The 25,511-nt window shown below is 73.9% G+C and carries 25 protein-coding genes; all 25 read right to left on the bottom strand.

Annotated elements, in window-relative coordinates:
• Positions 1 to 29: 29 nt before the first annotated feature.
• The 25 genes from lgt to pyrR all read right to left on the bottom strand — a co-directional run bounded on the left by lgt (position 30) and on the right by pyrR (position 25,480).
• Entirely contained in the window at positions 30 to 1,028 is a 999-nt protein-coding gene (lgt, locus tag JOE43_RS11085) for a prolipoprotein diacylglyceryl transferase (protein ID WP_307803334.1), read from the bottom strand.
• A gap of 75 nt (positions 1,029 to 1,103) precedes the next feature.
• On the bottom strand, positions 1,104 to 1,922 hold the full coding sequence (gene trpA / locus JOE43_RS11080; protein ID WP_209517760.1) for a tryptophan synthase subunit alpha: 819 nt from the start codon (positions 1,920 to 1,922) through the stop codon (positions 1,104 to 1,106).
• Positions 1,919 to 3,127 carry a tryptophan synthase subunit beta gene (gene trpB, locus JOE43_RS11075; RefSeq protein WP_209517758.1) on the bottom strand — a complete coding sequence of 403 codons (1,209 nt, stop codon included), beginning with the start codon at positions 3,125 to 3,127 and terminating at the stop codon, positions 1,919 to 1,921. Before trpB ends, trpA begins: the two co-directional genes overlap by 4 nt.
• Positions 3,128 to 3,901: an indole-3-glycerol phosphate synthase TrpC gene (trpC, locus tag JOE43_RS11070; RefSeq protein ID WP_209517755.1), complete on the bottom strand. Its 774-nt coding sequence runs from the start codon at positions 3,899 to 3,901 to the stop codon at positions 3,128 to 3,130. It abuts the gene before it with no gap.
• Positions 3,902 to 4,159, bottom strand: coding sequence for a DUF6704 family protein (locus tag JOE43_RS11065; RefSeq protein WP_209517753.1), 258 nt, complete (start codon positions 4,157 to 4,159; stop codon positions 3,902 to 3,904). It lies immediately after the preceding gene.
• Positions 4,160 to 4,193: 34 nt separating this feature from the next.
• Complete coding sequence (locus tag JOE43_RS11060) at positions 4,194 to 4,862, bottom strand: Trp biosynthesis-associated membrane protein (protein ID WP_209517751.1); 669 nt, start codon at positions 4,860 to 4,862, stop codon at positions 4,194 to 4,196.
• Positions 4,862 to 6,385, bottom strand: a complete 1,524-nt coding sequence (locus JOE43_RS11055) for an anthranilate synthase component I (RefSeq protein ID WP_209517749.1) — start codon at positions 6,383 to 6,385, stop codon at positions 4,862 to 4,864. The genes JOE43_RS11060 and JOE43_RS11055 overlap by 1 nt, the downstream gene beginning before the upstream one ends.
• Positions 6,382 to 6,837: a phosphoribosyl-AMP cyclohydrolase gene (hisI, locus tag JOE43_RS11050; protein WP_209517747.1), complete on the bottom strand. Its 456-nt coding sequence runs from the start codon at positions 6,835 to 6,837 to the stop codon at positions 6,382 to 6,384. The genes JOE43_RS11055 and hisI overlap by 4 nt, the downstream gene beginning before the upstream one ends.
• A 14-nt stretch (positions 6,838 to 6,851) precedes the next feature.
• The gene (gene hisF / locus JOE43_RS11045) at positions 6,852 to 7,628 is read right to left on the bottom strand and encodes an imidazole glycerol phosphate synthase subunit HisF (protein WP_209517746.1); all 777 of its coding nucleotides are present in this window, start codon (positions 7,626 to 7,628) and stop codon (positions 6,852 to 6,854) included.
• Between the two features lie 2 nt (positions 7,629 to 7,630).
• Complete coding sequence (gene hisG, locus JOE43_RS11040) at positions 7,631 to 8,470, bottom strand: ATP phosphoribosyltransferase (protein ID WP_056054728.1); 840 nt, start codon at positions 8,468 to 8,470, stop codon at positions 7,631 to 7,633.
• Positions 8,471 to 8,567: 97 nt separating this feature from the next.
• Positions 8,568 to 8,831 carry a phosphoribosyl-ATP diphosphatase gene (locus JOE43_RS11035; RefSeq protein WP_056054725.1) on the bottom strand — a complete coding sequence of 88 codons (264 nt, stop codon included), beginning with the start codon at positions 8,829 to 8,831 and terminating at the stop codon, positions 8,568 to 8,570.
• Positions 8,828 to 9,493: a ribulose-phosphate 3-epimerase gene (gene rpe / locus JOE43_RS11030; protein WP_209517744.1), complete on the bottom strand. Its 666-nt coding sequence runs from the start codon at positions 9,491 to 9,493 to the stop codon at positions 8,828 to 8,830. Before rpe ends, JOE43_RS11035 begins: the two co-directional genes overlap by 4 nt.
• Before the next feature lie 65 nt (positions 9,494 to 9,558).
• Positions 9,559 to 10,920: an RsmB/NOP family class I SAM-dependent RNA methyltransferase gene (locus JOE43_RS11025; RefSeq protein WP_209517742.1), complete on the bottom strand. Its 1,362-nt coding sequence runs from the start codon at positions 10,918 to 10,920 to the stop codon at positions 9,559 to 9,561.
• Positions 10,917 to 11,921, bottom strand: coding sequence for a methionyl-tRNA formyltransferase (locus JOE43_RS11020; RefSeq protein WP_209517740.1), 1,005 nt, complete (start codon positions 11,919 to 11,921; stop codon positions 10,917 to 10,919). The genes JOE43_RS11025 and JOE43_RS11020 overlap by 4 nt, the downstream gene beginning before the upstream one ends.
• Positions 11,922 to 12,042: 121 nt before the next feature.
• On the bottom strand, positions 12,043 to 14,076 hold the full coding sequence (locus tag JOE43_RS11015; RefSeq protein WP_307803333.1) for a primosomal protein N': 2,034 nt from the start codon (positions 14,074 to 14,076) through the stop codon (positions 12,043 to 12,045).
• Between the two features lie 29 nt (positions 14,077 to 14,105).
• A complete protein-coding gene (metK, locus tag JOE43_RS11010) occupies positions 14,106 to 15,335 on the bottom strand; it encodes a methionine adenosyltransferase (RefSeq protein ID WP_374073173.1) in 1,230 nt (409 codons plus the stop codon).
• A 141-nt stretch (positions 15,336 to 15,476) separates the two neighbouring features.
• Entirely contained in the window at positions 15,477 to 15,743 is a 267-nt protein-coding gene (gene rpoZ, locus JOE43_RS11005; protein WP_056054714.1) for a DNA-directed RNA polymerase subunit omega, read from the bottom strand.
• A gap of 103 nt (positions 15,744 to 15,846) precedes the next feature.
• Positions 15,847 to 16,731 carry a guanylate kinase gene (gene gmk, locus JOE43_RS11000; protein WP_209517737.1) on the bottom strand — a complete coding sequence of 295 codons (885 nt, stop codon included), beginning with the start codon at positions 16,729 to 16,731 and terminating at the stop codon, positions 15,847 to 15,849.
• Entirely contained in the window at positions 16,728 to 17,603 is an 876-nt protein-coding gene (gene pyrF / locus JOE43_RS10995) for an orotidine-5'-phosphate decarboxylase (RefSeq protein WP_209517736.1), read from the bottom strand. The genes gmk and pyrF overlap by 4 nt, the downstream gene beginning before the upstream one ends.
• Positions 17,600 to 20,875, bottom strand: coding sequence for a carbamoyl-phosphate synthase large subunit (carB, locus tag JOE43_RS10990; protein ID WP_209517734.1), 3,276 nt, complete (start codon positions 20,873 to 20,875; stop codon positions 17,600 to 17,602). Before carB ends, pyrF begins: the two co-directional genes overlap by 4 nt.
• Positions 20,875 to 22,059: a glutamine-hydrolyzing carbamoyl-phosphate synthase small subunit gene (gene carA, locus JOE43_RS10985; RefSeq protein ID WP_209517732.1), complete on the bottom strand. Its 1,185-nt coding sequence runs from the start codon at positions 22,057 to 22,059 to the stop codon at positions 20,875 to 20,877. Before carA ends, carB begins: the two co-directional genes overlap by 1 nt.
• A complete protein-coding gene (locus JOE43_RS10980; RefSeq protein ID WP_209517730.1) occupies positions 22,052 to 22,576 on the bottom strand; it encodes a hypothetical protein in 525 nt (174 codons plus the stop codon). Before JOE43_RS10980 ends, carA begins: the two co-directional genes overlap by 8 nt.
• Entirely contained in the window at positions 22,573 to 23,943 is a 1,371-nt protein-coding gene (locus JOE43_RS10975) for a dihydroorotase (protein ID WP_209517728.1), read from the bottom strand. Before JOE43_RS10975 ends, JOE43_RS10980 begins: the two co-directional genes overlap by 4 nt.
• Entirely contained in the window at positions 23,940 to 24,896 is a 957-nt protein-coding gene (locus JOE43_RS10970) for an aspartate carbamoyltransferase catalytic subunit (protein ID WP_192127662.1), read from the bottom strand. Before JOE43_RS10970 ends, JOE43_RS10975 begins: the two co-directional genes overlap by 4 nt.
• A complete protein-coding gene (pyrR, locus tag JOE43_RS10965) occupies positions 24,893 to 25,480 on the bottom strand; it encodes a bifunctional pyr operon transcriptional regulator/uracil phosphoribosyltransferase PyrR (RefSeq protein ID WP_209517726.1) in 588 nt (195 codons plus the stop codon). Before pyrR ends, JOE43_RS10970 begins: the two co-directional genes overlap by 4 nt.
• Between the last annotated feature and the right edge of the window lie 31 nt (positions 25,481 to 25,511).

The raw sequence follows: 25,511 nt of genomic DNA, 5'->3' as shown, positions 1-25,511 counted from the left end.
TGCCTGTGGCGGCACCGGCCCCGTGGAGCTCAGGAACGTGGCGTGGTCTCGGTCTTGTCGGCCGAGGACCCCGCGGAGACCAGCTCGGGTTCGTCGTCCTCCGTGTACGTGTCGGAGGAGTCTACCTCAGACTGACGCTCGGCCGGCGACCGCCCGGGGAGGTACGCACCGGGCACCCGGCCGGTGTGACGGCGTGAGGCGACGGCCCAGATGACGACGCCGAGCACGATCGCGGCGAACGACATCCACACGTTGGTGCGGATGCCCAGGAAGAGCAGGCTCGGATCGGTGCGGATGGACTCGAAGACGGATCGGCCGATGCCGTACCAGACCAGGTAGAAGGCGAGCCCGCGGCCCCACTGCAGGGGCGTGCGACGCTCGATCAGCAGCAGGACGGCGACGCCGGCGAGCATCCAGATGATCTCGTAGAGGAACGTGGGGTGGAAGAGCGTGCCCTCGGGCAGCCCGGTGGGCCACGCGGCGTTGCTCTGCTCGATCTCGAGGCCCCAGGGCAGGTCGGTCGGCGTGCCGAACAGCTCGTGGTTGAACCAGTTGCCGAGCCGCCCGAAGGCCTGGGCGACGAGGAGGCCCGGCGCCAGCGAGTCGGCGAAGACCGAGAACCGCAGCCCCGTCACGCGGCAGCCCAGCCAGACCCCGACGGCCCCGAAGAGGAGCGCCCCGTAGATGGCGAGCCCGCCCTCCCACACCGCGATCACGTGCCACAGCGGCTGCCCCGCGAAGTAGTCGGCGGGGTGCGTGACGACGTGGAAGAAGCGGCCCCCGACGATGCCGAGGGGCACGCAGAACAGCATGACGTCGATGACGACGCCGTTCTCGGCCCCGCGGGCGCGCAGGCGCTGGTTCGTGATGAGACCCGCGACGACGATGCCCACGAGGATGCAGATGGCGTAGGCGTGGATGCGCAACGACCCGGGCACGGAGGCGCCGAAGGTCGAGTTGATCCAGTTCGTGAGGTCGAAGTACTGCCAGTCGGCGGACGGGCTCGGGATGCTCAGGGGAACGAACACGGGCGGGGGCGCCTTTCAGGGGGAACGACAGGACGTCGGCAGGCCGACGCGGAACGACTCTAGCGCGGCCGTCCGTCAGGGACGGACGGCGGCGCCGGAGGAGAGGTCGGCGGCGACGGTCGCGAGGCGGTCGAGGCCGCCCTCGGCGAGGGCCCGGACGAAGGCGGAGCCGATGATGGCCCCGTCGGCGTACTCGAGGACCTCGCGCACCTGCTGCGCCGTGGAGATGCCGAGCCCCACGCAGGCGTTCTCGACCCCGGCGGCGCGCAGCCGGTCGACCAGGGTGTGCGCCGCCGAGTCCACGTCGGTGCGAGCACCCGTGATTCCCATGGTGGAGACCGTGTAGACGAACCCTCGGCTGCGCTCGACGGACTGCCGGAGGCGCGCGTCGCTCGACGAGGGAGCCGCCAGGAACACGCGGTCGAGCCCCGCGGCCTCGGACGCGTCGAGCCAGGCACCGGCCTCGTCGGGGATGAGGTCGGGCGTGATGAGCCCGGCCCCGCCGGCGGCGGCGAGGTCGTCGGCGAAGCGCTGGACGCCGTACTGCTCGACGGGGTTCCAGTACGTCATGACCACGACCGGAGCCGCGGTGCGGGCGGTGATCTCGCGCACCGCGGTGAAGACGTCGCGCACGCGGAAGCCCTCGGCGAGGGCACGCTGCGTCGCGGCCTGGATCACCGGGCCGTCCATGACGGGGTCGGAGTACGGCAGGCCGAGCTCGATGACGTCGACGCCGTTCTCGGCGAGGACGACGGCGGCGTCGATGCTCGTCTGCAGGTCGGGGAAGCCGACCGGGAGGTAGCCGATGACGGCGCCGGTGCCGGCGTCGCGACGGGCACGGATGGCGGCGGAGACCTTGCTGGCCGTCTCGGGGGCGGGAGCGACGTCGGTCACAGCTGCTGCGCCTCCTCGTCGAGGACCCCGAAGTACCGGCTGGCGGTCGCGACGTCCTTGTCGCCGCGGCCGCTCATCGACACCAGGATCGTCCAGTCAGGGTGGCGCTGGCCGAGCTTGATCGTGCCGGCCAGGGCGTGGGCCGTCTCGATGGCGGGGAGGATGCCCTCGGTCTGCGTGAGCAGCTTGAAGGCGGCCATGGCCTCGGCATCGGTCACGGGCTCGTAGTGCGCCCGGCCGCTCTCGGCGAGCCAGGCGTGCTCGGGCCCGACGCTCGGGTAGTCGAGCCCGGCGGAGATGGAGTGGCTCTCGAGGGTCTGGCCGTCCTCGTCCTGCATGAGGTACGACTTGGTGCCCTGGAGGTTGCCGATCCGGCCCAGCGTGATGGAGGCGGCGTGGCGACCGGTCTCGACGCCGTCGCCGCCGGCTTCGTAGCCCCAGAGCTCGACCGACGGGTCGTCGAGGAACGCGTGGAAGATGCCCATGGCGTTCGAGCCGCCGCCGACGCACGCCGTGACGGCGTCGGGCAGGGCGCCGGTGAGCGCGAGCACCTGCTCACGCGCCTCCTCGCCGATGATCTTGTGGAAGTCGCGCACCATCGCCGGGAAGGGGTGCGGGCCCGCGACGGTGCCGAGAACGTAGTGCGTGGTGTCGACGCTGGCGACCCAGTCGCGCATCGCGTCGTTGATGGCGTCCTTCAGCGTGCGCGAGCCCGTGGTGACCGAGACGACCTCCGCGCCGAGGAGGCGCATGCGGGCGACGTTCAGGGCCTGGCGCTCGGTGTCGACCTGGCCCATGTAGACCACGCACGACATGCCGAAGAGGGCCGCGGCCGTCGCCGTGGCGACGCCGTGCTGGCCGGCCCCGGTCTCGGCGATCAGCCGGGTCTTGCCCAGCTTGCGAGCCAGGAGGGCCTGGCCGAGCACGTTGTTGATCTTGTGCGAGCCCGTGTGGTTCAGGTCTTCGCGCTTGAGGATGATGCGGGCACCGCCCGCGTGCTCGGCGAACCGCGGCACCTCGGTGATGATCGAGGGTCGGCCGGTGTAGGTGGCGTGCAGGGCCCGGAGCTCCGCCTGGAACTCGGGGTCGACCGCCGCCGCCTTGTAGGCGGCGTCGAGCTCGTCGAGCGCCGCCACCAGGGACTCGGGGACGAACCGGCCCCCGAAGGAGCCGAAGTAGGGCCCCGTCTCGTCGCGCAGTGCCATCTAGACCTCCAGGAAGCTGGTGAGTGCGGCCGCGGGGTCGCCGTGCGTGACGAGGGCCTCGCCCACGAGCACGACGTCGGCACCGGACCGGCGGTAGTGGGCCACGTCGGCCGGGGACGCCACGGCGCTCTCGGCGACGCGGGTGACGCCGTCGGGGACGAGCTCGGACAGGCGGCCGAAGAGGTCGCGGTCGAGCTCGAAGGTGGCCAGGTCGCGGGCGTTGACGCCCAGCACCTCGGCCCCGGCGTCGAGGCCGCGCGCGACCTCGTCGGCCGAGTGGGTCTCGATGAGGGCCGTCATGCCGAGCTGGCGCACGAGGTCGTGCAGCTCGACGAGGCGGGCCTGCTCGAGGCCGGCCACGATGAGCAGGACGATGTCGGCGCCCGCCGCTCGGGCCTCGAGCACCTGGTAGGGCTCGGCGATGAAGTCCTTGCGGAGGACGGGGACGTCGACGGCGGCCCGGACGGCCTCGAGGTCGGCGAGGGTGCCCTTGAAGCGGCGCCCCTCGGTCAGCACGCTGATGGCGCTGGCCCCTCCGCGGGCGTAGGCGGCGGCGAGGGAGGCGGGGTCGGCGATGGCCGACAGGTCGCCGCGCGACGGGCTGGCGCGCTTGACCTCCGCGATCACCTTGACGCGGTCGGCGGGCGCGAGGGCGGCTCGGGCGTCGAGGGCGGGGGCACGGGCGAGGGCAGCGGCCTCGACCCGCTCGAGGGGCAGCGTGGCGCGGCGGGCCTCGGCGTCGGCCAGGGCGCCCGCGAAGAGGTCGTCGAGCACCTAGTTGTGCGCCTTCGGCACGTAGCGGTGGCCGCCCACGCCGTAGCCGGCGCGCTTGAGCACGAGACCGACGACGAGGCCGACGACGACGAGGCCGGCGGCGGCCCAGACGACCCACTCGATGGCGAAGAAGAAGGCCACGGTGCCGATGGAGAACGCGACGAGCATGATCACGACGGCCGTCCAGGCCGCCGGCGAGTTGCCGTGGCCGAGGTCGTCGGCGGTCTCGGTGCTGTCGTTCTTCGTCTGCGTGCTCACGGTGCTCCTTGGATCAAGACGGGACGCGCCCACTCTACCGGTCGTGCCCCGGGAGGTCAGGACGCCGCAGGGCTCCGCGGTCGACCTGGTCGTCGTCGTCGTCGTCGCCGTCCCGGTCGCCCGTCGGGTCGTCTCCCCCGGACAGCGAGTCCCAGGCGGCGGCCGGGTCGTCGGCGGGGTCGGCGGCGACGAGCCGTGTCGCGCTGTACTTGCGCCCGGCCCGGGGCCAGGCCCCGGAGAGCAGGACGACGGAGGCGCCGAGCACGGCGACGAGGACGCCCGCGACGAGCGCCACCGCGGGCCACGGCGTCGCCACGGCGCTCGAGACGAGCTGGTGCAGCGACTCGTCGCCCTCGACCCCGGTGGCGTCGGTGACGGCGCTGCCGGCGGCGCGCACGGGGTCGCCGAGGGCCACGGAGGCGGTGGTCGCGACGCTCGCGCCGAGGAGCACCTGCAGGGCGCCGAGGACCACGCGGAAGACGCGGCCGGCGATCGTCAGGGCACCGGCGGAGGCGAGCACGGCCAGGGCCAGGGCCGAGAGCGGAGCGGCGGCGACGTCGCCGGCCGCGGTGAGCCGCAGCTCTCCGCCCTGCGGCGACTGGACGACCAGGTCGAACCACGGCTGGGTCCAGGCGAGCAGCGCCAGGCCCGCGAAGAGCACCCCGGCGAGGATGGAGACGAGCTTCAGCCGCCCGCCCCGCATCAGCGGATCCTCGTCATGGCGTTCGCCACGGCGACCGCCCGGAGAGGGGCCGCGGCCTTGTTGCGCGCCTCCTGGTTCTCGGCGACCGGGTCGCTGTCGGCCACCAGCCCGGCCCCGGCCTGGACTCGGGCGACGCCGCCCTGGATGAGCACGGTGCGGATGGCGATGGCGACGTCGGCCGAGCCGGCGAAGTCGAAGTAGCCGACGACGCCGCCGTAGACGCCGCGCTGGGCGGGCTCCAGCTCGTCGATGATCTCGAGGGCGCGGGGCTTCGGTGCACCGGAGAGCGTGCCGGCGGGGAACGTCGCCCGGAACGCGTCGATGGCGTCGTGGCCGGGGGCCAGGTCGCCCTCGACGCTCGAGACGAGGTGCATGATGTGGCTGAACCTCTCCACCTGCATGAACTCGGTGACCTCGACGGTGCCCGGCGTGCAGACCTTGAGCAGGTCGTTGCGGGCGAGGTCGACGAGCATGAGGTGCTCGGCGCGCTCCTTCTCGTCGTGCTCGAGGCGGTCGGCGAAGGCGAGGTCGGCCTCGGGCGTGTCGCCCCGGGGCGCCGAGCCGGCGATCGGGTGCGTGAACACGCGCCGGCCCTCCACCTTGACCAGGGCCTCGGGCGACGAGCCGACGATCCAGTAGGGCTCCCCCGCCGCGTCGGCGAGGCTCACCAGGTACATGTACGGGCTCGGGTTCAGGGTGCGCAGCACCCGGTACACGTCGAGCGGCTCGGCGGTCAGCTCGTGGTCGAAGCGCTGCGAGACCACGACCTGGAAGACGTCGCCGTCGCGGATGAACTGCTTCGATCGCTCGATCGCGGCCGCGTACTCCTCGTCGGTCGAGCGGCGGACCGGAGTCGGCTCGACGGTGAGGTCGACGTCGGAGAGGTGCGCCTCCGTGGGCACCGCGAGCTCCGCCTGCAGCCGGTCGAGCCGGGCCTGGGCGTCGGCCCAGAGCGTGTCGGCGTCGTCGGTGCCGTCGGCCAGGACCGTGGCGATGAGGAGCACCGCCCCGGTGCGGTGGTCGAGCGCCACGAGCTCCGAGACGAAGCTGAGGGCCTGCGAGGGCACCTCGAACTCCGCGGGCGGGGCGTCGGGCAGGTGCTCGAGCTCGCGGACGGCCTCCCAGCCGACGAAGCCGACGAGCCCGCCGGTGAGGGGCGGGAGACCCTCGATGCGCGGGGTCGCCCACCGGTCGTGCAGCGCGCTCAGCACCTCGAGGGGCGCTCCGGTCGCGCCGCCCAGCGCGCGCTCCTCCGAGAGACCGTGGTCGAGCCACCGCGGCCGGCCCGCCTCGGTCGTGAGGACCCCGAACGAGGAGACCCCCACGAACGACCAGCGCGACCAGATGCCGCCCTGCCCGGCGGACTCGAGGAGGAACGTGCCGGGGCGGCCCGCGGCGAGCTTGCGGTAGATGCCGACCGGGGTCTCGCCGTCGCCGAAGAGGTCGCGGACGACCGGCACGACCCGGTGATCGGGCAGCAGGGCGTCGAACGCAGACCGGGTCGTCGAGGTGCGGCCGCTCACGCAGCGGCTCCGGCGGACGGCTCGGCGGCGTCGGTCGGGGCGGAGGCGGTGACCGGGTCGAGGGGGTCGACGTCGAAGCACGAGCGTGCGCCGGTGTGACAGGCCGCTCCGACCTGCTCGACGGTGACGAGCAGGGCGTCGTCGTCGCAGTCGAGGGCGGCGGCGCGGACGAACTGCGCGTGGCCCGAGGTGTCGCCCTTGCGCCAGTACTCCTGTCGGGAGCGCGACCAGAAGGTCACGCGCCCTTCCGTCAGGGTCCGGCGGAGCGCCTCCGCGTCCATCCAGCCCATCATGAGGACGTCGCGCGACACGGCGTCCTGGATGATGGCGGGCAGCAGGCCAGCGTCGTCGAAGCGAGCGCGGGCGACGACGGGCTCGACGGTCTCGCGGGTGAGCGTCGTGCCGACGCGGTCGTGGCGACCGCTCTCGGGAGGCGTGGGCTGGTCGGTCATGGGGGCTCCCGGGGTCATCGGACGACGGCGCCGGACGCCGCCAGCTCGCGCTTGACGTCGCCGACGGTCAGCTCGCGGGCGTGGAAGACGGAGGCGGCGAGGACGGCGTCCGCACCGGCCGCGATGGCCGGGGCGAAGTGCTCGACCGCACCCGCGCCTCCCGACGCCACGACGGGAACCCGGCTGTTCTCGCGCATCAGGCGGATGAGCTCGAGGTCGAAGCCCTGCTTCGTGCCGTCGGCGTCGATCGAGTTGACGAGCAGCTCGCCCGCTCCGCGCTCGACCGCCTCGCGGGCCCAGGCGACGGCGTCGAGGTCGGTCTCCGTCCGCCCGCCGTGCGTCGTGACCACGAAGCCGGACGGCGTCCGTGACGAGCGCTTGACGTCGAGCGAGAGGACGACGGCCTGGGCGCCGAAGCGGTCGGCGATCTCGCCGACGAGGTCGGGGCGCGCGATCGCGGCGCTGTTGACGCCGATCTTGTCGGCGCCGGCGGCCTGCAGGCGGGCGACGTCGTCGGCGGAGCGGACCCCCCCGCCGACGGTCAGCGGGATGAACACCTGCTCGGCGGTCGCCCGGACGACGTCGTAGGTCGTCGAGCGCTCGTCGACCGTGGCGGTCACGTCGAGGAAGGTGATCTCGTCGGCGCCCTGCTCGTAGTAGGTGCGCGCCAGCTCGACGGGGTCTCCTGCGTCACGCAGGTCGAGGAAGTTCACGCCCTTGACGACGCGGCCCGCGGCGACGTCGAGGCACGGGATGACCCGGACGGCGAGCGACGGATCGGAGGCCGTCATGGTCAGAGCCTCGCGGCGTGGATCGGGCTGACCAGGATGGCCCGGGCACCGAGGTCGTACAGGGCGTCCATCACCTGGTTCGTGTCGCCGCGCGGCACCATCACCCGGACGGCCGCCCAGTCGCGGTCGTGCAGCGGGGAGACCGTCGGGGACTCCATGCCCGGCGCGACCGCGGTCGCCGCCTCGAGCTGGGTCAGGGGCACGTCGTAGTCCATCAGGACGTACTGGCGGGCCACGAGCACGCCCTGGAGGCGGCGGTGCAGCACGCTCAGGCCCTCGACGGCCGGGTCGCTGGCGATCAGCACCGCCGTCGACTCGAGGATGACCGGGCCGAAGATCTCGAGCCCGGCGGCGCGGAGGGTGCCCCCGGTCGAGACCACGTCGGCGACGGCGTCGGCCACGCCGAGCTGGACGGCGCTCTCGACCGCACCGTCGAGGCTCACGAGCGTCGCGGAGACGCCGTGCTGCTCGAGGAAGCTGCCGACGAGACCGGCGTAGCTCGTGGCGACGCGGGTGCCCTCGAGGTCGCGGACGTCGCCGAAGCGGCCGGGAGGGCCGGCGAAGCGGAAGGTCGAGCCGCCGAAGTCGAGCGCGGCGACCTCGTGGGCCGGCGAGTGGCTGTCGAGCAGCAGGTCACGGCCGGTGACGCCGACGTCGAGGGCGCCGGAGCCGACGTAGGTGGCGATGTCACGCGGGCGGAGGTAGAAGAACTCGACGCCGTTGCGCGGGTCTTCTACGTGGAGGGTGCGGGTGTCGCGACGGCCGGTGTAGCCGGCCTCGCTGAGCATGGCGGAGGCGGTCTCGCTGAGGGAGCCCTTGTTGGGCACTGCTACGCGGAGCATGGTCTGGGTCGTTCCGATCTGACGCCGCGGGTCGGCGGCGAGCTGCTGGTCGGCCGGGGGCGTGCCCGGCGGCGCGACTCGGGTGGTGGGGACGAGCTCAGAGATGTCGCCACACGTCGTCGGGCGTCAGGCCCTTGGCGATCATCAGCACCTGCACGTGGTAGATCAGCTGGGAGATCTCTTCGGCGGTGGCGACGTCGCCCTCGTACTCGGCGGCCATCCACACCTCGGCGGCCTCCTCGACGATCTTCTTGCCGATCTGGTGGACGCCGGCGTCGAGCTCGGCGACGGTGCCGGAGCCCGCGGGCCGGTCACGGGCCTTGTCGCTGAGCTCGGCGAACAGTTGGTCGAAGGACTTCACGACGACAAGGCTACCGTCGCGGCGGCGGCCCGCAGTGCCGCGATGCGCTCGGCGGGGTCGCCCCCGTAGACGGCCGAGCCGGCGACGACCGTGTCGGCCCCGGCCGCGACGGCCGTCACGATCGTCTCGGTGTCGATGCCGCCGTCGACCTCGAGCCAGACGTCGAGGCCGGAGGCGCGGACGGCCTCCCGGGCACGGGCCAGCTTGGGCATCGTGTCGGCCTGGAAGGACTGCCCGCCGAAGCCGGGCTCGACGGTCATCACGAGGATCATGTCGAACTCGTCGAGGGTCTCGAGGTAGGGCTCGACGGGCGTGCCGGGCTTCACGGCGATGCTCGCCCTCGCGCCGGAGCTGCGGATCGCGCGGGCGGTCGTGACCGGGTCGGCCGCCGCCTCCGCGGAGAAGGTGACGGAGAAGGCGCCGAGCTCGGCGTACCGGGGGGCCCAGCGGTCGGCGTCGTCGATCATGAGGTGGACGTCGAGCGGCACCGGGCTGACCTGCTGGAGCCGTTCGACGACCGGGAGCCCGATCGTGAGGTTCGGCACGAAGTGGCCGTCCATGACGTCGACGTGGACGAGGTCGGCGGTCGCGATGCGGCCGAGGTCGCGCTCGAGGTTGGCGAAGTCGGCCGAGAGGATGCTGGGGCTGATGCGAACGGGCACGGGACGAGCCTACCGGCCCGCCCCTGGCCGGGCCCCGCCGCCGGCCGGGCCCGACCTCGCCGCGGTCAGCCGGCCTTGCGGACGAGGGCCGTGAACATCGCGTCGGTCCCGTGGCGGTGCGGCCAGAGCTGCACGTACGGAGCGCTCGCGAGGTCGACGGGCCGACCGGCCACCTCGGCGAGGGTCGCGGTGGCGTCGAGGACCTCGACGTCGTCACGACGGGCCGTGCCCGTCTCGACGATCGCCCGGGTCTCGGCGAGGTGCGGCGAGCACGTCACGTACGCCAGGAGCCCGCCGGGGGCCAGGGCGTCGAGGGCGCTGGCGAAGAGCTCGGCCTGGAGGGAGGTGAGGTCGCCCACGTCGCTCGGCTGCTTGCGCCAGCGCGCCTCCGGGCGGCGCCGCAGGGCGCCGAGCCCGGTGCAGGGCGCGTCGAGCAGGATGCGGTCGTACGAGCCGGGCTCCTCCGTGCCGAAGCGCCTCGCGTCGCCCTCGCGGACCTCGACGCCCCCCGGCACGACCTCGAGGGCCTGCCGGACGAGGCCGACGCGCGCGGGCACCAGCTCGTTGGCGACGAGCGTCGCCCCGGCACGGGCGGCCTCGGCCCCCAGCAGGGCCGCCTTGCCCCCGGGGCCGGCGCAGAGGTCGAGCCAGCGCTCGCCCGCCGCCGCCGGGTGGTGCCGGCTCAGGAGGAGAGCGGCCATCTGGGAGCCCTCGTCCTGCACGCGGGCGCGCCCGGCGCGGACGGCCGGGTGCTGCGAGGGGTCTCCCCCGGCGCTCGTGGCCGCCAGCGGCGACAGCTTCCCGCTCGGCGGGCCGAGCTCGTCGACCTCGGCCAGGCCGGGCAGGGCGACCAGGCTGACCCGGGGCGCGTCGTTGTCGGCCGCGAGCAGGGCGGCGAGCTCGTCGACGCGGCCCTCGGCGGCGAGGGCCCGGCGGAAGGCCCGGATCACCCAGGTCGGGTGCGACCACTCCGCCGACAGGCGGTCGTCGTCGCTGGTGGCGGCGTCGAGCACCCGCTGCCGCCACTCCTCGGGAGTGCTGCGCGACACCGCCCGGAGGACCCCGTTGACGAAGCCGGTGCCCGACCTGCTGCCGACCTGACGCGCCAGCTCGACGGACTCGTCGACGGCCGCGTGCACGGCGACCCGGGTGGAGAGCAGCTGGTGCACGCCGAGGCGGAGCACGTCGAGGAGCGCCGGGTCGACGGCGTCGGCCGGCCGCCGGGCGGCCAGCGCGATCACGCGGTCGTAGTACCCCCGGAGCCGGAGCGTGCCGTACGTGAGCTCGGTCGCGAGGCCGGCGTCGGCGGGCTGCAGCCGGGCCCACGCGATCCGCTGCGGCAGGAGGAGGTTCGCGTAGGCGTCGTCCTCCTCCACCGCCCGCAGCACGTCGAGGGCGATCTGGCGGGCGGGCTGGACGCGGCTCACGCGGGTCCTCCTGTGGGGGTCGAGGCGTCGGCGGGGGCGGACGCGGAGAGGGAGTCGGCTGAGGCGGAGGGGGCCGCGGCGCGGAGCAGGGGCCCCGGGTCGGAGGCCAGGCCGCGCCACCAGTCGGCGCCCGGCATCGGCTTCTTCCCGGGAGGCTGCACGCGGACGAGCTCCACCGGCGAGCTCGCGGTGCCGACGACGAGACGGCGACCACGGAGCTCGAGCCGGCCCGGCGCGGGAGCGGGTGCGTCCGTGTCGTCGACCCGCGCCTCCAGCACTTTGAGGCGGCCCTCGCCGAGCGGCAGGTGGGCCCCGGGCTCGGGCGTGGTGCCGCGCCATCGGTCGAGCACCGCGGTCGCGGGCACCGTGAGGTCGAGCGCGCCGTCGTCGAGCGTGAGCTTGGGGGCGGTCGTGACCTCGCCGACCTGCGGTGTGCCGACCGCGCTCCCGACGGCGAGGGCGTCGACGACGTCGGTGAGCAGGTCGGCGCCGCTCGCGGCCAGCTCGGCGAGGAGCTCGCCCGCGGTCTCGTCGCCGCCGAGGGGGCGCTCGAGCGTGCCGAAGACCTCGCCGGCGTCGAGCTCGGGCACGAGCTGGAAGACGGCGGCTCCCGTGACGGGGTCGCCCGCCATGAGGGCGCGCTGGACCGGGGCGGCGCCGCGCCACCGGGGCAGCAGCGAGAAGTGCAGGTTGACCCAGCCGAGCCTCGGGGCGGAGAGCAGGGGCTCCCGGAGCAGGGCCCCGAAGGCGACGATGACGCCGAGGTCGGCGTCGAGGGCGGTGATCGCCGCGGTCACCTCGTCGGTGACGCGGCGCGCCTTGAGCACCGGCAGGCCGAGCCGCTCGGCCTCGACGGCGACCGGGGTGGGGGTCAGCACACGGCGGCGCCCCTGGGGCGTGTCGTCGCGCGTGAGCACGGCGACGACGTCGTGCTCGCCCGCCGCGAGGGCGATGAGGGACGGGACTGCGGGAGCGGGGCTGCCGGCGAAGACGAGGCGCACGAGGGGTCCTGGGGGTCGGGGGTGGTGGGCGGTGGGCGGAGGGTGACGGGCTGCCGACGGACGGGGCACCGGGGAGGCGGGGAGCCGGCCCGGACGGCGGCCCGGTCGGTCGGTGGCCCGGTCAGTCGGTGAACGGCTCGACGTCGTCGAAGCGCACCCTGAGTGTAGGGAGCGGACGACCGCGTCGACCCGCGACCGCCTTGCGGCGACCGGTCGCGGCACGGATCACCTGGGAGCGCAGCACCTGGGCCACCTCGGCGCCCCGGGCGAAGTCGAAGCGGACGATCGCCCGGACGCCGGCGTCGGGCACCTCGACCGGGCCGAGCACCTCCCGGCCGACCTCGGGCGGCAGCGCCTCGAGCGCCTGGGCGACGGTCTCGACGGTGCCGGTGACCGTGGCGACGCGGACGGCGGGAGGGAACCGCAGCTCTCGCCGGTCGGCGAGCTCGCCCGACACGTAGCGGGCGAGCTGCCACGTGGCGAGGGCCGAGGCCAACGCTCCCCCGACGCCGACGAGCACCACGGGCGCCCGGCGGGCGGCGAGGGCCGTCGCGTTGGCCCACCAGCGGAGGCAGTCCTCGGCGACGCGCAGGCTCTCCCGCGCCAGCATCCGCTCGCCGTCGAGGAGGAGGACGGCGCGGTAGCCCCCCGGGGCGATCGGCTCCGCCCCGCGGGTCGCGACGACGATGGCCGGCTCGTCGTCGACGCGGACGATCTCGCGGGAGCCGTCGGAGACGATCACGCGGACACCGGGGAAGGCCTTGCCCAGCTCGTCGGCCGTGCGGGAGGCGCCCGTGCCCACGCTCTTCATCACGGTGCCCTCGCAGGTCTGGCAGCGCCAGCCGACCGCCAGGGCCCCGCACCAGGAGCACGCGGGCTGGGCGCCCTGCGACCGCTGCACGAGGGGCCCGTTGCAGCGCAGGCACCGGGCGGTGTCGCCGCACTCCGTGCAGGCGAGTCGTGGCGAGTACCCGGGGTGGGCGACCTGGATCAGCACGGGCCCGTGCTCGACCGCGGCCCGCGCCTCCGTCCAGGCCGTGGAGGGGATCCGGGCCTGGGCGGCGAAGCCGTCGCGGGCGGCCTGCTGCGACGTCGGGACGACGTGCGGCTGGTAGCGCGGGTCGGGGCGCACCTCGGCGAGGAAGCCGATCTCGACGAGGCGCTGCACGTCGGTGCTGCGCGTGTGCCCGAGGAAGACCAGGGCGGTGCCCTGCTGGGCCTGCCGCAGCAGCGCCGTGTCGCGGGCGTGCACGTAGGGGCTGAGGGGCTCGGAGAAGAGCGGGTCGCCGTCGTCGAACACCACGATGAGCCCGAGGCGCTCCGACGGCGCCAGGAGCACTGACCGGTTGCCGACCAGGACGAGCGGAGTCGCGCCCCGCGCCCGCAGGACGGCCCGGTAGCGATCGGCGTTCGACTGCCGCGAGTCGAGCCGGACGACCCGGTCGGGCGGGAGCACGGCCGTCAGCGCGCGCAGCACCTGGTCTTCGTCGCGGTGGTCGGGCACGGCGACGATGGCGTCGTCGCCGGCGGCGAGGGCCACCGTCGCCAGCTCGGCGGCCGTGACCGCCCAGCGGCCGACCCACGTGCCGTCGGGGAGCTCGTCGAGCAGCGGCACGGCGTCGACGGCGGCGCGGCCCCTGGCCGGCACGAGGCCCGCCAGGGAGTCGGCGGAGTACCCCGTCACGGCGTGCGCCTCGACGGCCTCGTCGGCGACCGGCTCGGTGCCCGCGGCCTCCTCGAGGGCGGCGAGGTGGGCCTTCTCGACGCGCACCTGCCGGGGCGGGACGGCGAGCCTCAGCACGTCGCTCGCGGAGCCGCCGGCGCGGTCGGCCACGGCCCGGGCGAGGCGGTAGACCTCCGGGGCGAGCACGGGGACGGTCGACACGACGTCCTCCAGGTCGCTGAGCTCGCCCCGGTGGTCGCTCGTGGTGTCGAGCTCGACGACGAAGGCGTCGGCGATGCGCCCCGCCGAGCGGAGCGGCACCCGGACGCGCACCCCGGGCGCGACGTCGGCCCGGAGGTGCTCGGGGACGGCGTAGTCGAAGAGCCGGTCGAGCTGGGGCAGGGGCGACTCGACCAGGACCCGCGCCACCACCCGGGGCGCGACCCCGTCGACGGGTCGGCCCGACGCGGGCTCCTCCGTCGGCGGGGACACCGCTGCCGTCGCCACGCCCGCCGGGCCGCTCAGAGCCCGGCGGCGGCCCGCAGGGCGTCGACCCGGTCGAGGGCCTCCCACGTGAACTCGGGCAGCTCGCGGCCGAAGTGACCGTAGGTCGACGTGGCGGCGTAGATGGGGCGGAGCAGGTCGAGGTCGCGGATGATGGCCGCCGGTCGGAGGTCGAAGACCGCCGTCACGGCCTCGATGATCGTCTCGTCGGGCACGTGGCCCGTGCCGAAGGTCTCGACGTAGAGCCCGACCGGCGCGGCGCGGCCGATGGCGTAGGCGACCTGGAGCTCGATGCGGTCGGCGAGGCCGGCGGCCACGGCGTTCTTCGCCACCCACCGCATCGCGTAGGCCGCGCTGCGGTCGACCTTCGACGGGTCCTTGCCGGAGAACGCGCCGCCGCCGTGTCGGCTGGCCCCACCGTAGGTGTCGACGATGATCTTGCGGCCCGTGAGGCCGGCGTCGCCCTGGGGCCCGCCGATCTCGAAGCGGCCCGTGGGGTTGATGATGAACCGCGTCTCGCGGGAGTCGAGGCCCGCCTCGTCGAGGACGGGGCGCACGACGTGCGCGATGACGTCGGCCTCGAGCTGCTCCATCGACACGCGCGGGGAGTGCTGCGTGGAGACCACGACGGTGTCGACCGTCTTCGGCACGACGCCGTCGTAGCCGACCGTCACCTGCGTCTTGCCGTCGGGGCGCAGGTAGTCGAGCTCGCCCGACTTGCGGACGTGCGCGAGGCGCTCGGCGAGGCGGTGGGCGAGCCAGACGGGCAACGGCATGTACTGGGGCGTCTCGTTCGTCGCGTAGCCGAACATGATGCCCTGGTCGCCGGCGCCCTGGCGGTCGAGGACGTCGTCGGAGCTGCCGGCCCGGGCCTCGAGGGCGGTGTCGACGCCCTGGGCGATGTCGGGCGACTGCGCACCGATCGAGACCTCCACGCCGCAGGTGCGGCCGTCGAAGCTGACGGCGCTCGAGTCGTAGCCGATGCCGACGATGAGGTCGCGGACGATCGTGGGGATGTCGACGTAGCCCTTCGTGGTGACCTCGCCCGCGACGTGCACGAGGCCGGTGGTGACCATCGTCTCGACCGCGACCCGGCTCGCCGGGTCGACCGCCAGCAGGGCGTCGAGGATGCCGTCGGAGATCTGGTCGCAGATCTTGTCGGGGTGGCCCTCGGTGACCGACTCGGACGTGAACAGCCGCAGGCTGGTCGCGGCCGGGGTCGGGCTGCTGGTGGTCTGGTCGGTCAGGGTCACGGGTCCTCCGGGTGTCGGGACGGGCCCCCGGGGGTGCCCGGGGACGGGGCGAGGCCCCGCGGGATCGACTCCTGCGGGGCCTCGTCTGATGGTACGACCGACCACCGTCGATGACGGCGGTCGGCGGGAGGGGCGCTACTCGGCGGGCGCCGCGAGCGGCTTGACCTCGAGCTTGTCCTCGTTGATCTCGTGCATGGCGACCGAGAGGGGCTTGTCGTCGATGGTGCTGTCGACGAGCGGGCCGACGTTGTCGAACAGGCTGCCCTCGTGGAGGTCGGCGTAGTAGTCGTTGATCTGGCGGGCCCGCTTGGACGCGAAGATGACGAGCGCGTACTTCGACTCGACCTTCGAGAGCAGCTCGTCGATGGGCGGATCGATGATGCCCTGGTTCTTGTCGGCCATGTGGTGCTCCTCAGTGTCGTGTGGCGGTGCTGCATGTGGGGGTGCCGTCGCGGCCGGGGCCGGGCGGGAGATCGTGGCGCCGGTCAGGCGCGGGGCGGCCTGGTCAGGACGCAGTCATCAAGTCTACGACCTCACGAGCCGCTTCTGCCACGTCGTGGTTCACGACCTTGACGTCGAACTCGTCCTGGGCGGCCAGCTCGACCTTGGCGGTCTCGAGGCGGCGCTGCTGCTCGGCGGCGTCCTCCGTGCCCCGCCCGATGAGGCGGCGCACCAGTTCGTCCCACGTGGGGGGCAGGAGGAAGACGAGCACCGCCTCCGGCATCGCCGTCCGCACGAGGCGCGCCCCCTGCAGGTCGATCTCGAGCAGGACGCTGCGCCCCTCCTGGAGAGCGGCGTCGATCGGCGGCCGCGGCGTGCCGTAGCGGTACGAGTTGTGGACGACGGCGTGCTCGAGCAGCTCGCGCTCACGGATCATGCGGTCGAACTCGGCGTCGTCGACGAAGTAGTAGTGCACCCCGTCGACCTCGCCGGGGCGGGGCGAGCGCGTCGTCGCGGAGATCGAGAGGTGGACGTCGGGGTAGTTGTCGCGGATGTACGACGACACCGTCCCCTTGCCCACGGCGGTCGGGCCCGCGAGGACGACGAGGCGCGACCGCTGCCGGCCCTTCGCCTCACGGTGCGCGAGCCAGTCGCCGAGGATGCGGCGCTGTCGCACGCCCAGGCCGCCGACGCGCTTCGACTCGGCGATGCCGAGATCGGCCATGATGCGCGCGACGCGAGTGGGCCCGATGCCGGGGATGCTCGTGAGGAGCTCGCGGACGCGGAGCGTCGCCTCGGGCTCGGTGGCCTCGCCGGCCCAGGCCGACTCCGCCACGTCGAGGGCGGATCGACGACGCTCGGCGATCGAGGCCTTGACGGAGGCGCGGGCACGTCGGGCGGCGACGGCCGCCCGGGCGGCGGCGGCCCGGTCGACCGGGGGCGGGGTCATGCGAGGCACGAGCGGACCTCCTCCTGGTCGCGGCGCACGGCGGCGGCCACGCCCGAGGGGCCGGCCGACAGCACGCCCCGCGACGTCGAGACGACGACGGCGTCGGCCGCGGGGCCGTAGAGGCTGCGCAGCTGGTCGTACCGGGCGCCCTGGTGGCCGAAGCCCGGGGCCAGCACGGGGGTCGTGGTCAGCCGGGCGACGTCGATGCCGGTGGCGGCGAGGTCGACGGTGGCGCCGAGCACCAGTCCGACCGAGCCGAGGCGGGTCTCCCCCGCGGTCTGGTTGTCGTCGAGCACGTGGTCGACGATACCGCCCGCCACGGTGACGACGCGCCCGTCCGCCCCGGCCGACCCGGCACGCTGCACGGCCTGCGCCTCGGGGTTCGAGGTGGCGCCGAGCACGAAGACCCCGGCACCGGAGGCGCGGGCCAGGGCGATCGTGCCGGCCGCGGCCCCGAAGCCCAGGTAGGGCGACACCGTCAGGGCGTCGACGCGCAGGGGCGAGTCGGGTGAGAACCAGGCCTCGGCGTAGGCGTCCATCGTGCTGCCGATGTCGCCGCGCTTCGCGTCGCCGACGACGAGCAGGCCGGCGTCGCGGGCCGCCGCGAGCACCGCCTCGAGGGCGACGAAGCCCGCGGAGCCCCACCGCTCGTAGAACGCGACCTGCGGCTTGACGACGCCCGCGCCTCCCCGGGCCGCCTCCACCACGCGGAGGCCCATCTCGCGCGCGCCGGCGGCGCTCACGGGCAGCGACCACTCGTCGAGCAGCCACGGGTGCGGGTCGATGCCCACGCAGAGCGGGCCGACGCTCGCGAGGACGTCGGCGAGCCGCTCGCCGAACGGCGCGGGCGCCGGTGACGCGGTCGGGGTCATCGGCGAGCGGCCCGGGCGATGCCGTAGTCCTGCAGGCTGGTCACCTCGAGGTCGGTGTGCACGGCCTCGATCGACGCCACGGCGGCGCCGAGCTGCGCGATCGTCGTGAACAGCGCCTTGTCGGCCGCGACGGTGGCGGCACGGATCTCGTAGCCGTCCGCCCGCGCGCTCGACCCGCTCGGCGTGTTGATCACAATGTCGACCTCGTCGCGGTTGATCAGGTCGACGACGCTCTCGCCGCCGGCGCTGAACTTCGCCACGGTGTCGGCCGCGATCCCGTTGCGCACGAGGACGGTCGCGGTGCCCTCGGTCGCGAGGATCCGGAAGCCGAGCTGCTGCAGGCGCAGCACGGGCAGCACGATGGCCCGCTTGTCGCGGTCGGCCACCGACACGAACACCGTGCCCGACGTGGGCAGCCCGCCGTAGGCGGCGGTCTGGCTCTTCGCGAAGGCGCGGGGGAAGTCGCGGTCGATGCCCATGACCTCGCCGGTGGACCGCATCTCGGGGCTCAGCACGCTGTCGACGATCTGCCCCTCCTTCGTGCGGAACCGCTTGAAGGGCAGGACGGCCTCCTTGACGGAGATCGGCGAGTCGAGCGGCACGTCGGAGCCGTCCTGCTCGGGCAGCAGGCCGCTCTCGACGAGCTCGCGGATCGACGTGCCGACCATCACGAGCGAGGCCGCCTTCGCGAGGGGGATGCCGAGGGCCTTCGAGACGAAGGGCACCGTGCGGCTGGCCCGGGGGTTCGCCTCGATGACGTAGAGCACGCCCGCGGCGATCGCGAACTGGACGTTCAGCAGGCCGGAGACCCCGATGCCCTGCGCGATGGCGAGGGTCGCCTCGCGGACGCGGTCGATCTCGCCCTTGCCCAGCGTGACCGGGGGTAGGGTGCAGCTCGAGTCGCCGGAGTGGATGCCGGCCTCCTCGATGTGCTCCATCACGCCGCCGACGTAGAGCTCGGTGCCGTCGTAGAGCGCGTCGACGTCGATCTCCACCGCGTCGTCGAGGAACCGGTCGACGAGCAGCGGTGCGTCGGGCCCGATGATCGCGGCGTCCTGCACGCGCACGAAGTAGTCGGCCAGCGACGGGCTGTCGTAGACGATCTCCATCCCGCGGCCGCCGAGCACGTACGAGGGGCGGACGAGCACGGGGTAGCCGATCTCCTCCGCGACGGCGACGGCGCTCTCGTAGTCGGTCGCGGTGCCGTTCTTCGGCGCGAGGAGGCCCGCCCGGTCGAGGATGGCCGAGAACAGGCCGCGCTCCTCGGCGGAGTCGATGGCGTCGGGGGTCGTGCCGAGGATGGGCACCCCGGCCGCCTCGAGGCCCTTCGACAGGCCGAGCGCCGTCTGGCCGCCGAGCTGCACGACGACGCCGACGAGCTCGCCGCTCTGCGACTCGGCGTGGACGACCTCGAGGACGTCCTCGAGGGTCAGCGGCTCGAAGTAGAGCCGGTCGCTCGTGTCGTAGTCGGTCGAGACCGTCTCGGGGTTGCAGTTGACCATGATCGTCTCGTAGCCCGCGTCGCTGAGCGCGAAGCTGGCGTGCACGCACGAGTAGTCGAACTCGACGCCCTGGCCGATGCGGTTCGGGCCCGATCCGAGGATGACCACCTTGCGGCGGTCGCTCGCGGCGACCTCGGTCTCGACGTCGTAGCTCGAGTAGTGGTACGGCGTGAGGGCCGGGAACTCACCGGCGCAGGTGTCGACGGTCTTGTAGACCGGGCGCACGCCGAGCGCCCAGCGCTGCTCGCGGACCTCCTGCTCGCCGAGGCCGCGCAGCTGCGCGATCTGGGCGTCGCTGAAGCCGTGGTCCTTCGCGTGGGCGAACAGGTCGGCGTCCAGCTCCGCGGCCGCGGCGACCTCGTCGGCGACCTCGTTGATCAGCACCACCTGGTCGATGAACCAGGGGTCGATGGCGGTGGACTCGAACACCTGCTCGGCCGTCGCGCCGGCACGCAGGGCCTGCTGCACGGTCACGATGCGCCCGTCGGTGGGGGTGTGCGCCAGCGCGAGGAGCGCCTCCGCGTCGCCCGGCTCGCCCTCCCAGTGGAAGCTCGACCCGCGCTTCTCGAGCGAGCGCAGGGCCTTCTGCAGCGCCTGGGCGTAGTTGCGGCCGATGGCCATGGCCTCGCCGACGCTCTTCATCGTCGTGCTCAGCGTGGTGTCGGCGGCCGGGAACTTCTCGAAGGCGAAGCGCGGCACCTTGACGACGACGTAGTCGAGGGTGGGCTCGAAGGAGGCGGGGGTCACCTTGGTGATGTCGTTCGGGATCTCGTCGAGCCGGTACCCGAGGGCGAGCTTCGCGGCGATCTTGGCGATCGGGAAGCCGGTCGCCTTCGACGCGAGGGCGCTGGAGCGGGAGACGCGGGGGTTCATCTCGATGACGATGACGCGGCCGTTCGTCGGGTCGACCGCGAACTGGATGTTGCAGCCGCCCGTGTCGACGCCGACGCGCCGGATGATGTCGATCGAGATGTCGCGGAGGTTCTGGTACTCGCGGTCGGTGAGGGTCAGCGCCGGGGCGACGGTGATCGAGTCGCCGGTGTGGACGCCGACCGGGTCGACGTTCTCGATCGAGCAGACGACGACGGTGTTGTCGGCCGTGTCGCGCATCATCTCGAGCTCGTACTCCTTCCAGCCGAGGATGCTCTCCTCCAGGAGGACCTCGGTGGTGGGGCTCTGGTGCAGGCCGTCGGTGACCATGCGCACGAGCTCGTCGCGCGTGTAGGCGAAGCCCGAGCCGAGGCCGCCCATCGTGAACGACGGGCGGATCACGAGCGGGTAGCCGAGGTCCTCGGCGTACTCGATCGCCTCGTCGACGGTGTGCGCGATGTACGACTTCGCGACGTCGGCACCGGACTCGAGCACGAGCTCCTTGAAGAGCTGGCGGTCCTCGCCCTTCTGGATCGCCTCGACCTTGGCGCCGATCAGCTCGACGCCGTGCTTCGCGAGGATCCCCTCGGCGTCGAGGGCGATCGCGGCGTTGAGGGCCGTCTGCCCGCCGAGGGTGGGCAGGATCGCGTCGGGGCGCTCCTTGACGATGATCGCCTCGAGCACCTCGGACGTGATCGGCTCGATGTACGTCGCGTCGGCGAAGTCGGGGTCGGTCATGATCGTCGCCGGGTTCGGGTTGACGAGGATGACCCGGACGCCCTCCTCGCGGAGCACGCGGCAGGCCTGGGTGCCCGAGTAGTCGAACTCTGCCGCCTGGCCGATGACGATCGGCCCGGAGCCGATCACGAGGACGGAGTTGATGTCTGCGCGCTTGGGCATCAGTTGCTGCTTTCCAGGTCGGAGCCGAAGTCGACGGGCTGGCCGGACTTCCGGGCGACGACCGCCTCGCGGAAGCGGTCGAAGAGGTGGTTGCTGTCGTGCGGGCCGGCGGCGGCCTCGGGGTGGTACTGCACCGAGAAGGCGGGGATGTCGAGGGCACGGAGCCCCTCGACGACCTCGTCGTTCAGGCTGAAGTGGCTGACCTCGACGCGGCCGAAGCCGGCGGGCGAGTCGAGCACGCCCTCGATCGGGGCGTCGACCGCGAAGCCGTGGTTCTGGCTGGTGATCTCGACCCGACCGGTGGTCTTGTCGAGCACGGGCTGGTTGATGCCGCGGTGGCCGAAGGGCAGCTTGTAGGTGTCGAACCCGAGGGCGCGGCCGAAGAGCTGGTTGCCGAAGCAGATGCCGAAGTAGGGCACCCCGTCGCGCAGCGCTCCGCGGAGCAGCTCGACCTGGGCGTCGCTGGCCGCGGGGTCGCCGGGGCCGTTCGAGAAGAACAGGGCGTCGGGAGCGAGCTCGCGGAGCTGCTCGGGCGATGTGTCCTGCGGGAGCACGTGCACCTCGAAGCCACGCTGGGCGAGGTAACGCAGGGTCGAGGTCTTCACGCCGAGGTCGAGCACGGCGACCGTGCCGACGGCCTCGCCCTCGGCCGGGAGCACGTAGCGCTCCGCCGTCGAGACCTCGCTCGACAGGCTCAGGCCGCGCATGTCGGCCGAGTCGCGCACCAGGGCGAGCTGCTCGTCGTCGGCGAGGTCGAAGTCGGCCCCGCTGAAGATCCCGCCGCGCATCGAGCCGACGTCGCGGAGGCGACGGGTGACGGCCCGGGTGTCGATGCCCCGGATGCCCACGACGCCGTCGGCGACGAGCTGGTCGTCGAGGCTGCCCTGGGCGCGGTGGTTCGACACCACGCGGCTGGCGTCGCGGACGGCGTAGCCGGAGACCCAGATGCGGCGGGACTCGGGGTCTTCGTCGTTGACGCCGGTGTTGCCGACGTGGGGCGCCGTCATCACGACGATCTGGCCCGCGTACGACGGGTCGGTGAGGGTCTCCTGGTAGCCGGTCATGCCGGTCGCGAAGACGGTCTCGCCGAGGGTGCGCCCGACGGCGCCGTAGGCGCGGCCGACGTGGCGCGACCCGTCTTCGAGCACGAGGACGGCCCGGGGGGTGTTCGACGCGTCAGTCAATGGTCTTCTCTCCTGTGGGGGTGCCGGCCGCGGGGGCCGGGGGGACGAGGGGGCGCAGGGCGTCGACGACCGGTCGGGGGTCGTCGGCGAAGCGCAGGTAGGTGTCGACGACCGTGTCGCCGAGGCTCCAGGTGACCGCCACGAGGCCGTCGGTCTCGACCACGCGGTCGATCGCCCAGGTGGCGCGCTCGACGGCGCGGACCGAGGAGGCGCGGATCAGCACCGCGGGCTCGCCCGCGATCGCCAGCCGGACGCCCTCGGCGTGCACCGAGACGACCGCGCGGCCGCGGAAGCCGAGGCCGTGGACGACGATGCGGTCGAGGGGGTCGCCGGCCCGGGTGGTGGCGACGTAGAACCCGTCGCGCTCGACGAGCGCGGGCCCGAGGTGGTGGGGGGCGCGCTCGGGGGCGGGCACCTCCGACTGTCGTCGCCCGCGGGCGCGCCAGGCGCGGACCATGGCGGCCATCAGGAGGCCGAGGAGCACGAGGACGGCGGCGCCGATGAGCCAGTAGGTCACCGGGCGGTCGCCTCCCCCGCGGCCAGCACGGCACGGGCCGAGACCTCGGCGGCGGAGCGGGCGACGGTGTCGGCGTCGACCACGGCCCCGTCGAGGACGGTCGCGTAGCCCTGGTGGAAGGTCGCCTCGACCCGGCCGGGGAGCCGTTCGCCGAGGTACGGCGAGTTCGTGCTCTTGCCCGCGAGGTGCTCGAGGCCGAAGGTGCGGGTCACCCCTCGATCGTAGAGCGTGAGCTCGGCGGGCTCCCCCACCGCGAGAGGGCGGCCCTGGCCGGCGACCTGCCCGATCACGGCCGGGGCCGTGGACATGACGCGGGCGACGTCGGCCCAGCCGATCAGGCCCGTCTCCACCATGGTGCGGTGCACGACCGAGAGGGCCGACTCGAGGCCGACCATGCCGTTGGCCGCGGCGTCCCACTCGCAGCACTTCGCCTCCGAGGTGTGCGGGGCGTGGTCGGTGGCGACGATGTCGACGGTGCCGTCGGCGAGGGCCGCGCGGAGGGCCTCGACGTCCTCCTGCCGCCGCAGCGGCGGGTTCACCTTGTAGCGCGAGTCGTACGTCGAGACGAGGTCCTCGGTGAGCAGCAGGTGGTGCGGCGTCACCTCGGCGGTCACGGCGATGCCCCGGGACTTCGCCCAGCGGACCACCTCGACGCTGCCGGCCGTCGACACGTGACAGACGTGCAGGCGGGCCCCGACGTGGTCGGCGAGCAGGACGTCGCGCGCGATGATCGCCTCCTCGGCGACGGCCGGCCAGCCGCCCAGGCCGAGCTCGGCGGAGAGGGCGCCCTCGTTCATCTGCGCGCCCTGGGTCAGGCGCGGCTCCTGCGCGTGCTGCGCGAGCACTCCCCCGAAGCCCTTGATGTACTCGAGGGCGCGGCGCATCAGCAGCGGGTCGGAGACGCAGTGGCCGTCGTCGGAGAAGACCCGGACGGCGGCGCGCGACCGGGCCATCGCGCCGATCTCGGAGAGGTGCGTGCCGGCGAGGCCCTGCGACACCGCGCCGATCGGCCGGACGGTCACGTAGCCCGCCCGGTCGCCGAGGGCCTGGACCTGCTCGACGACCCCGGCGGTGTCGGCCACCGGCGACGAGTTGGCCATGGCGTTGACCGCCGTGTAGCCCCCGGCCGCCGCCGCGCGGGAGCCCGTGAGCACCGTCTCGCTGCCCTCGCCGCCGGGCTCGCGGAGGTGCGTGTGCAGGTCGACGAGACCGGGCAGCACGAGCAGCCCGTCGCCGTCGACGACCCGGGCGCCGAGGTGGCTCAGCCCGGAGCCGAGCTCGGCCACGACGCCGTCGCGGACGAGGACGTCGGTGCGGGCGCCGTCGGGGGCCTCGACGGAGCGGATCAGGTAGGAGGTGGTGGTCACGGGGTCCCTTCCCGGTCGCCGGCGAGGGTCAGGTAGAGCACGGCCATGCGGACGGCGACGCCGTTCGTCACCTGGTCGCGCACGGTGGAGCGGGGCGAGTCGGCCGCCTCGTCGCTGATCTCGAGGCCGCGGTTCATCGGCCCGGGGTGCATGACGATCGTCGTCTCCGGCAGCGTGCGGAACCGCGCGGCGCCGAGGCCCCAGGAGCGGGCGTACTCGCGGGCGTTGGGGAAGAAGGCCTCGTGCATGCGCTCCTGCTGGATGCGCAGCATCATCACGACGTCGGGCCGCACGGCCGCGATGGCCTCGTCGAGGTCGTAGTGGACGTCGACCCCGAAGCGGCTGACGTCGACCGGCAGCAGCGTCGGCGGCGCGACCACGGTGACGTGGGCGCCGAGCGTCCGCAGCAGCCACGCGTTCGACCGGGCCACGCGGGAGTGCAGCACGTCGCCGACGATGAGCACCTCCACCCCGTCGAGGTCGCGGCCCCGGCTCGCGGCGCCGTGCAGCCGACGGCGCATCGTGAAGGCGTCGAGCAGCGCCTGCGTCGGGTGCTCGTGGGTGCCGTCGCCGGCGTTGACGATCCCGGCGTCGACCCAGCCGCTGTCGGCCAGCACGCGGGGGGCGCCGGAGGCGGGGTGCCGGAGGACGATGCCGTCGGCTCCCATCGCGGCGAGGGTCTGGGCGGTGTCCTTCAGGGACTCGCCCTTCGACACGCTGGAGCCCTTCGCCGCGAAGTTGATCACGTCGGCGCTCAGGCGCTTGGCCGCGGCCTCGAACGAGATGCGGGTGCGGGTGGAGTCCTCGTAGAAGAGGTTGACCACGGTGGTGCCGCGGAGCGTGGGGAGCTTCTTTACCTGCCGGGTGGCGACGTCGGCCATGTCCTCGGCGACGTCGAGCACCCGGAGGGCGTCGTCACGGCTCAGGTCGGCCGTGCTGAGGAGGTGCCTCACGAGGTGGGCCCTCCCGTCTGCTCGGCGGAGGCGGTGCCGGGCTCGTCGCCCGCGCCTCCCTCGATGGCGACTCCGTCGTCGCCGTCGACCTCCGACAGGTGCACGTAGATGCGCTCCGACGAGGAGGTCGGCAGGTTCTTGCCCACGAAGTCGGCCCGGATCGGCAGCTCGCGGTGGCCCCGGTCGACGAGGACGGCGAGGCGGACGGCCCGGGGTCGCCCGAGCGCGCTGAGCGCGTCGAGGGCCGCCCGGACGGTGCGGCCCGAGTAGAGCACGTCGTCGACGAGCACGACGACCGCGCCGTCGATGCCGCCGGTCGGGAGGCTCGTGGGGTGGCTGGCGCGCGTCGGGTTCCGTCGCAGGTCGTCGCGGTACATCGTGACGTCCACCGCGCCGACCGGGACGGCGACGCCGGCGATCGAGGACAGGGTCGCGCCGAGGCGCTCGGCGAGGGCGACGCCGCGCGTCGGGACCCCGAGGACCACGAGCCCGTCAGGGCCCCGGTTCGACTCGAGGATCTCGTGGGAGATGCGCGTCAGGGCGCGCGTGATGTCAGCCTGACTCAGCACGGTTCGGGTGCTCAATCGGACCTCCTTCCCCGCCTCTCGGGACGGA

The sequence above is a fragment of the Frigoribacterium sp. PvP121 genome (assembly GCF_017833115.1).
Taxonomy (GTDB): Bacteria; Actinomycetota; Actinomycetes; order Actinomycetales; family Microbacteriaceae; genus Frigoribacterium; species Frigoribacterium endophyticum.
This window is presented reverse-complemented; position numbering and strand designations above follow the sequence as displayed.

What these genes read in the sequence shown, in the direction of transcription:
- trpB (WP_209517758.1), bottom strand. Translation starts at nt 3,127, where the DNA reads ATGGCACTGCGCGACGAGACGGGGCCCTACTTCGGCTCCTTCGGGGGC.
- JOE43_RS11060 (WP_209517751.1), bottom strand. Translation starts at nt 4,862, where the DNA reads ATGCGGGGCGGGCGGCTGAAGCTCGTCTCCATCCTCGCCGGGGTGCTC.
- hisI (WP_209517747.1), bottom strand. Translation starts at nt 6,837, where the DNA reads ATGACCGACCAGCCCACGCCTCCCGAGAGCGGTCGCCACGACCGCGTC.
- hisF (WP_209517746.1), bottom strand. Translation starts at nt 7,628, where the DNA reads ATGACGGCCTCCGATCCGTCGCTCGCCGTCCGGGTCATCCCGTGCCTC.
- hisG (WP_056054728.1), bottom strand. Translation starts at nt 8,470, where the DNA reads ATGCTCCGCGTAGCAGTGCCCAACAAGGGCTCCCTCAGCGAGACCGCC.
- rpoZ (WP_056054714.1), bottom strand. Translation starts at nt 15,743, where the DNA reads ATGGCCGACAAGAACCAGGGCATCATCGATCCGCCCATCGACGAGCTG.
- gmk (WP_209517737.1), bottom strand. Translation starts at nt 16,731, where the DNA reads ATGACCCCGCCCCCGGTCGACCGGGCCGCCGCCGCCCGGGCGGCCGTC.
- pyrF (WP_209517736.1), bottom strand. Translation starts at nt 17,603, where the DNA reads ATGACCCCGACCGCGTCACCGGCGCCCGCGCCGTTCGGCGAGCGGCTC.
- carB (WP_209517734.1), bottom strand. Translation starts at nt 20,875, where the DNA reads ATGCCCAAGCGCGCAGACATCAACTCCGTCCTCGTGATCGGCTCCGGG.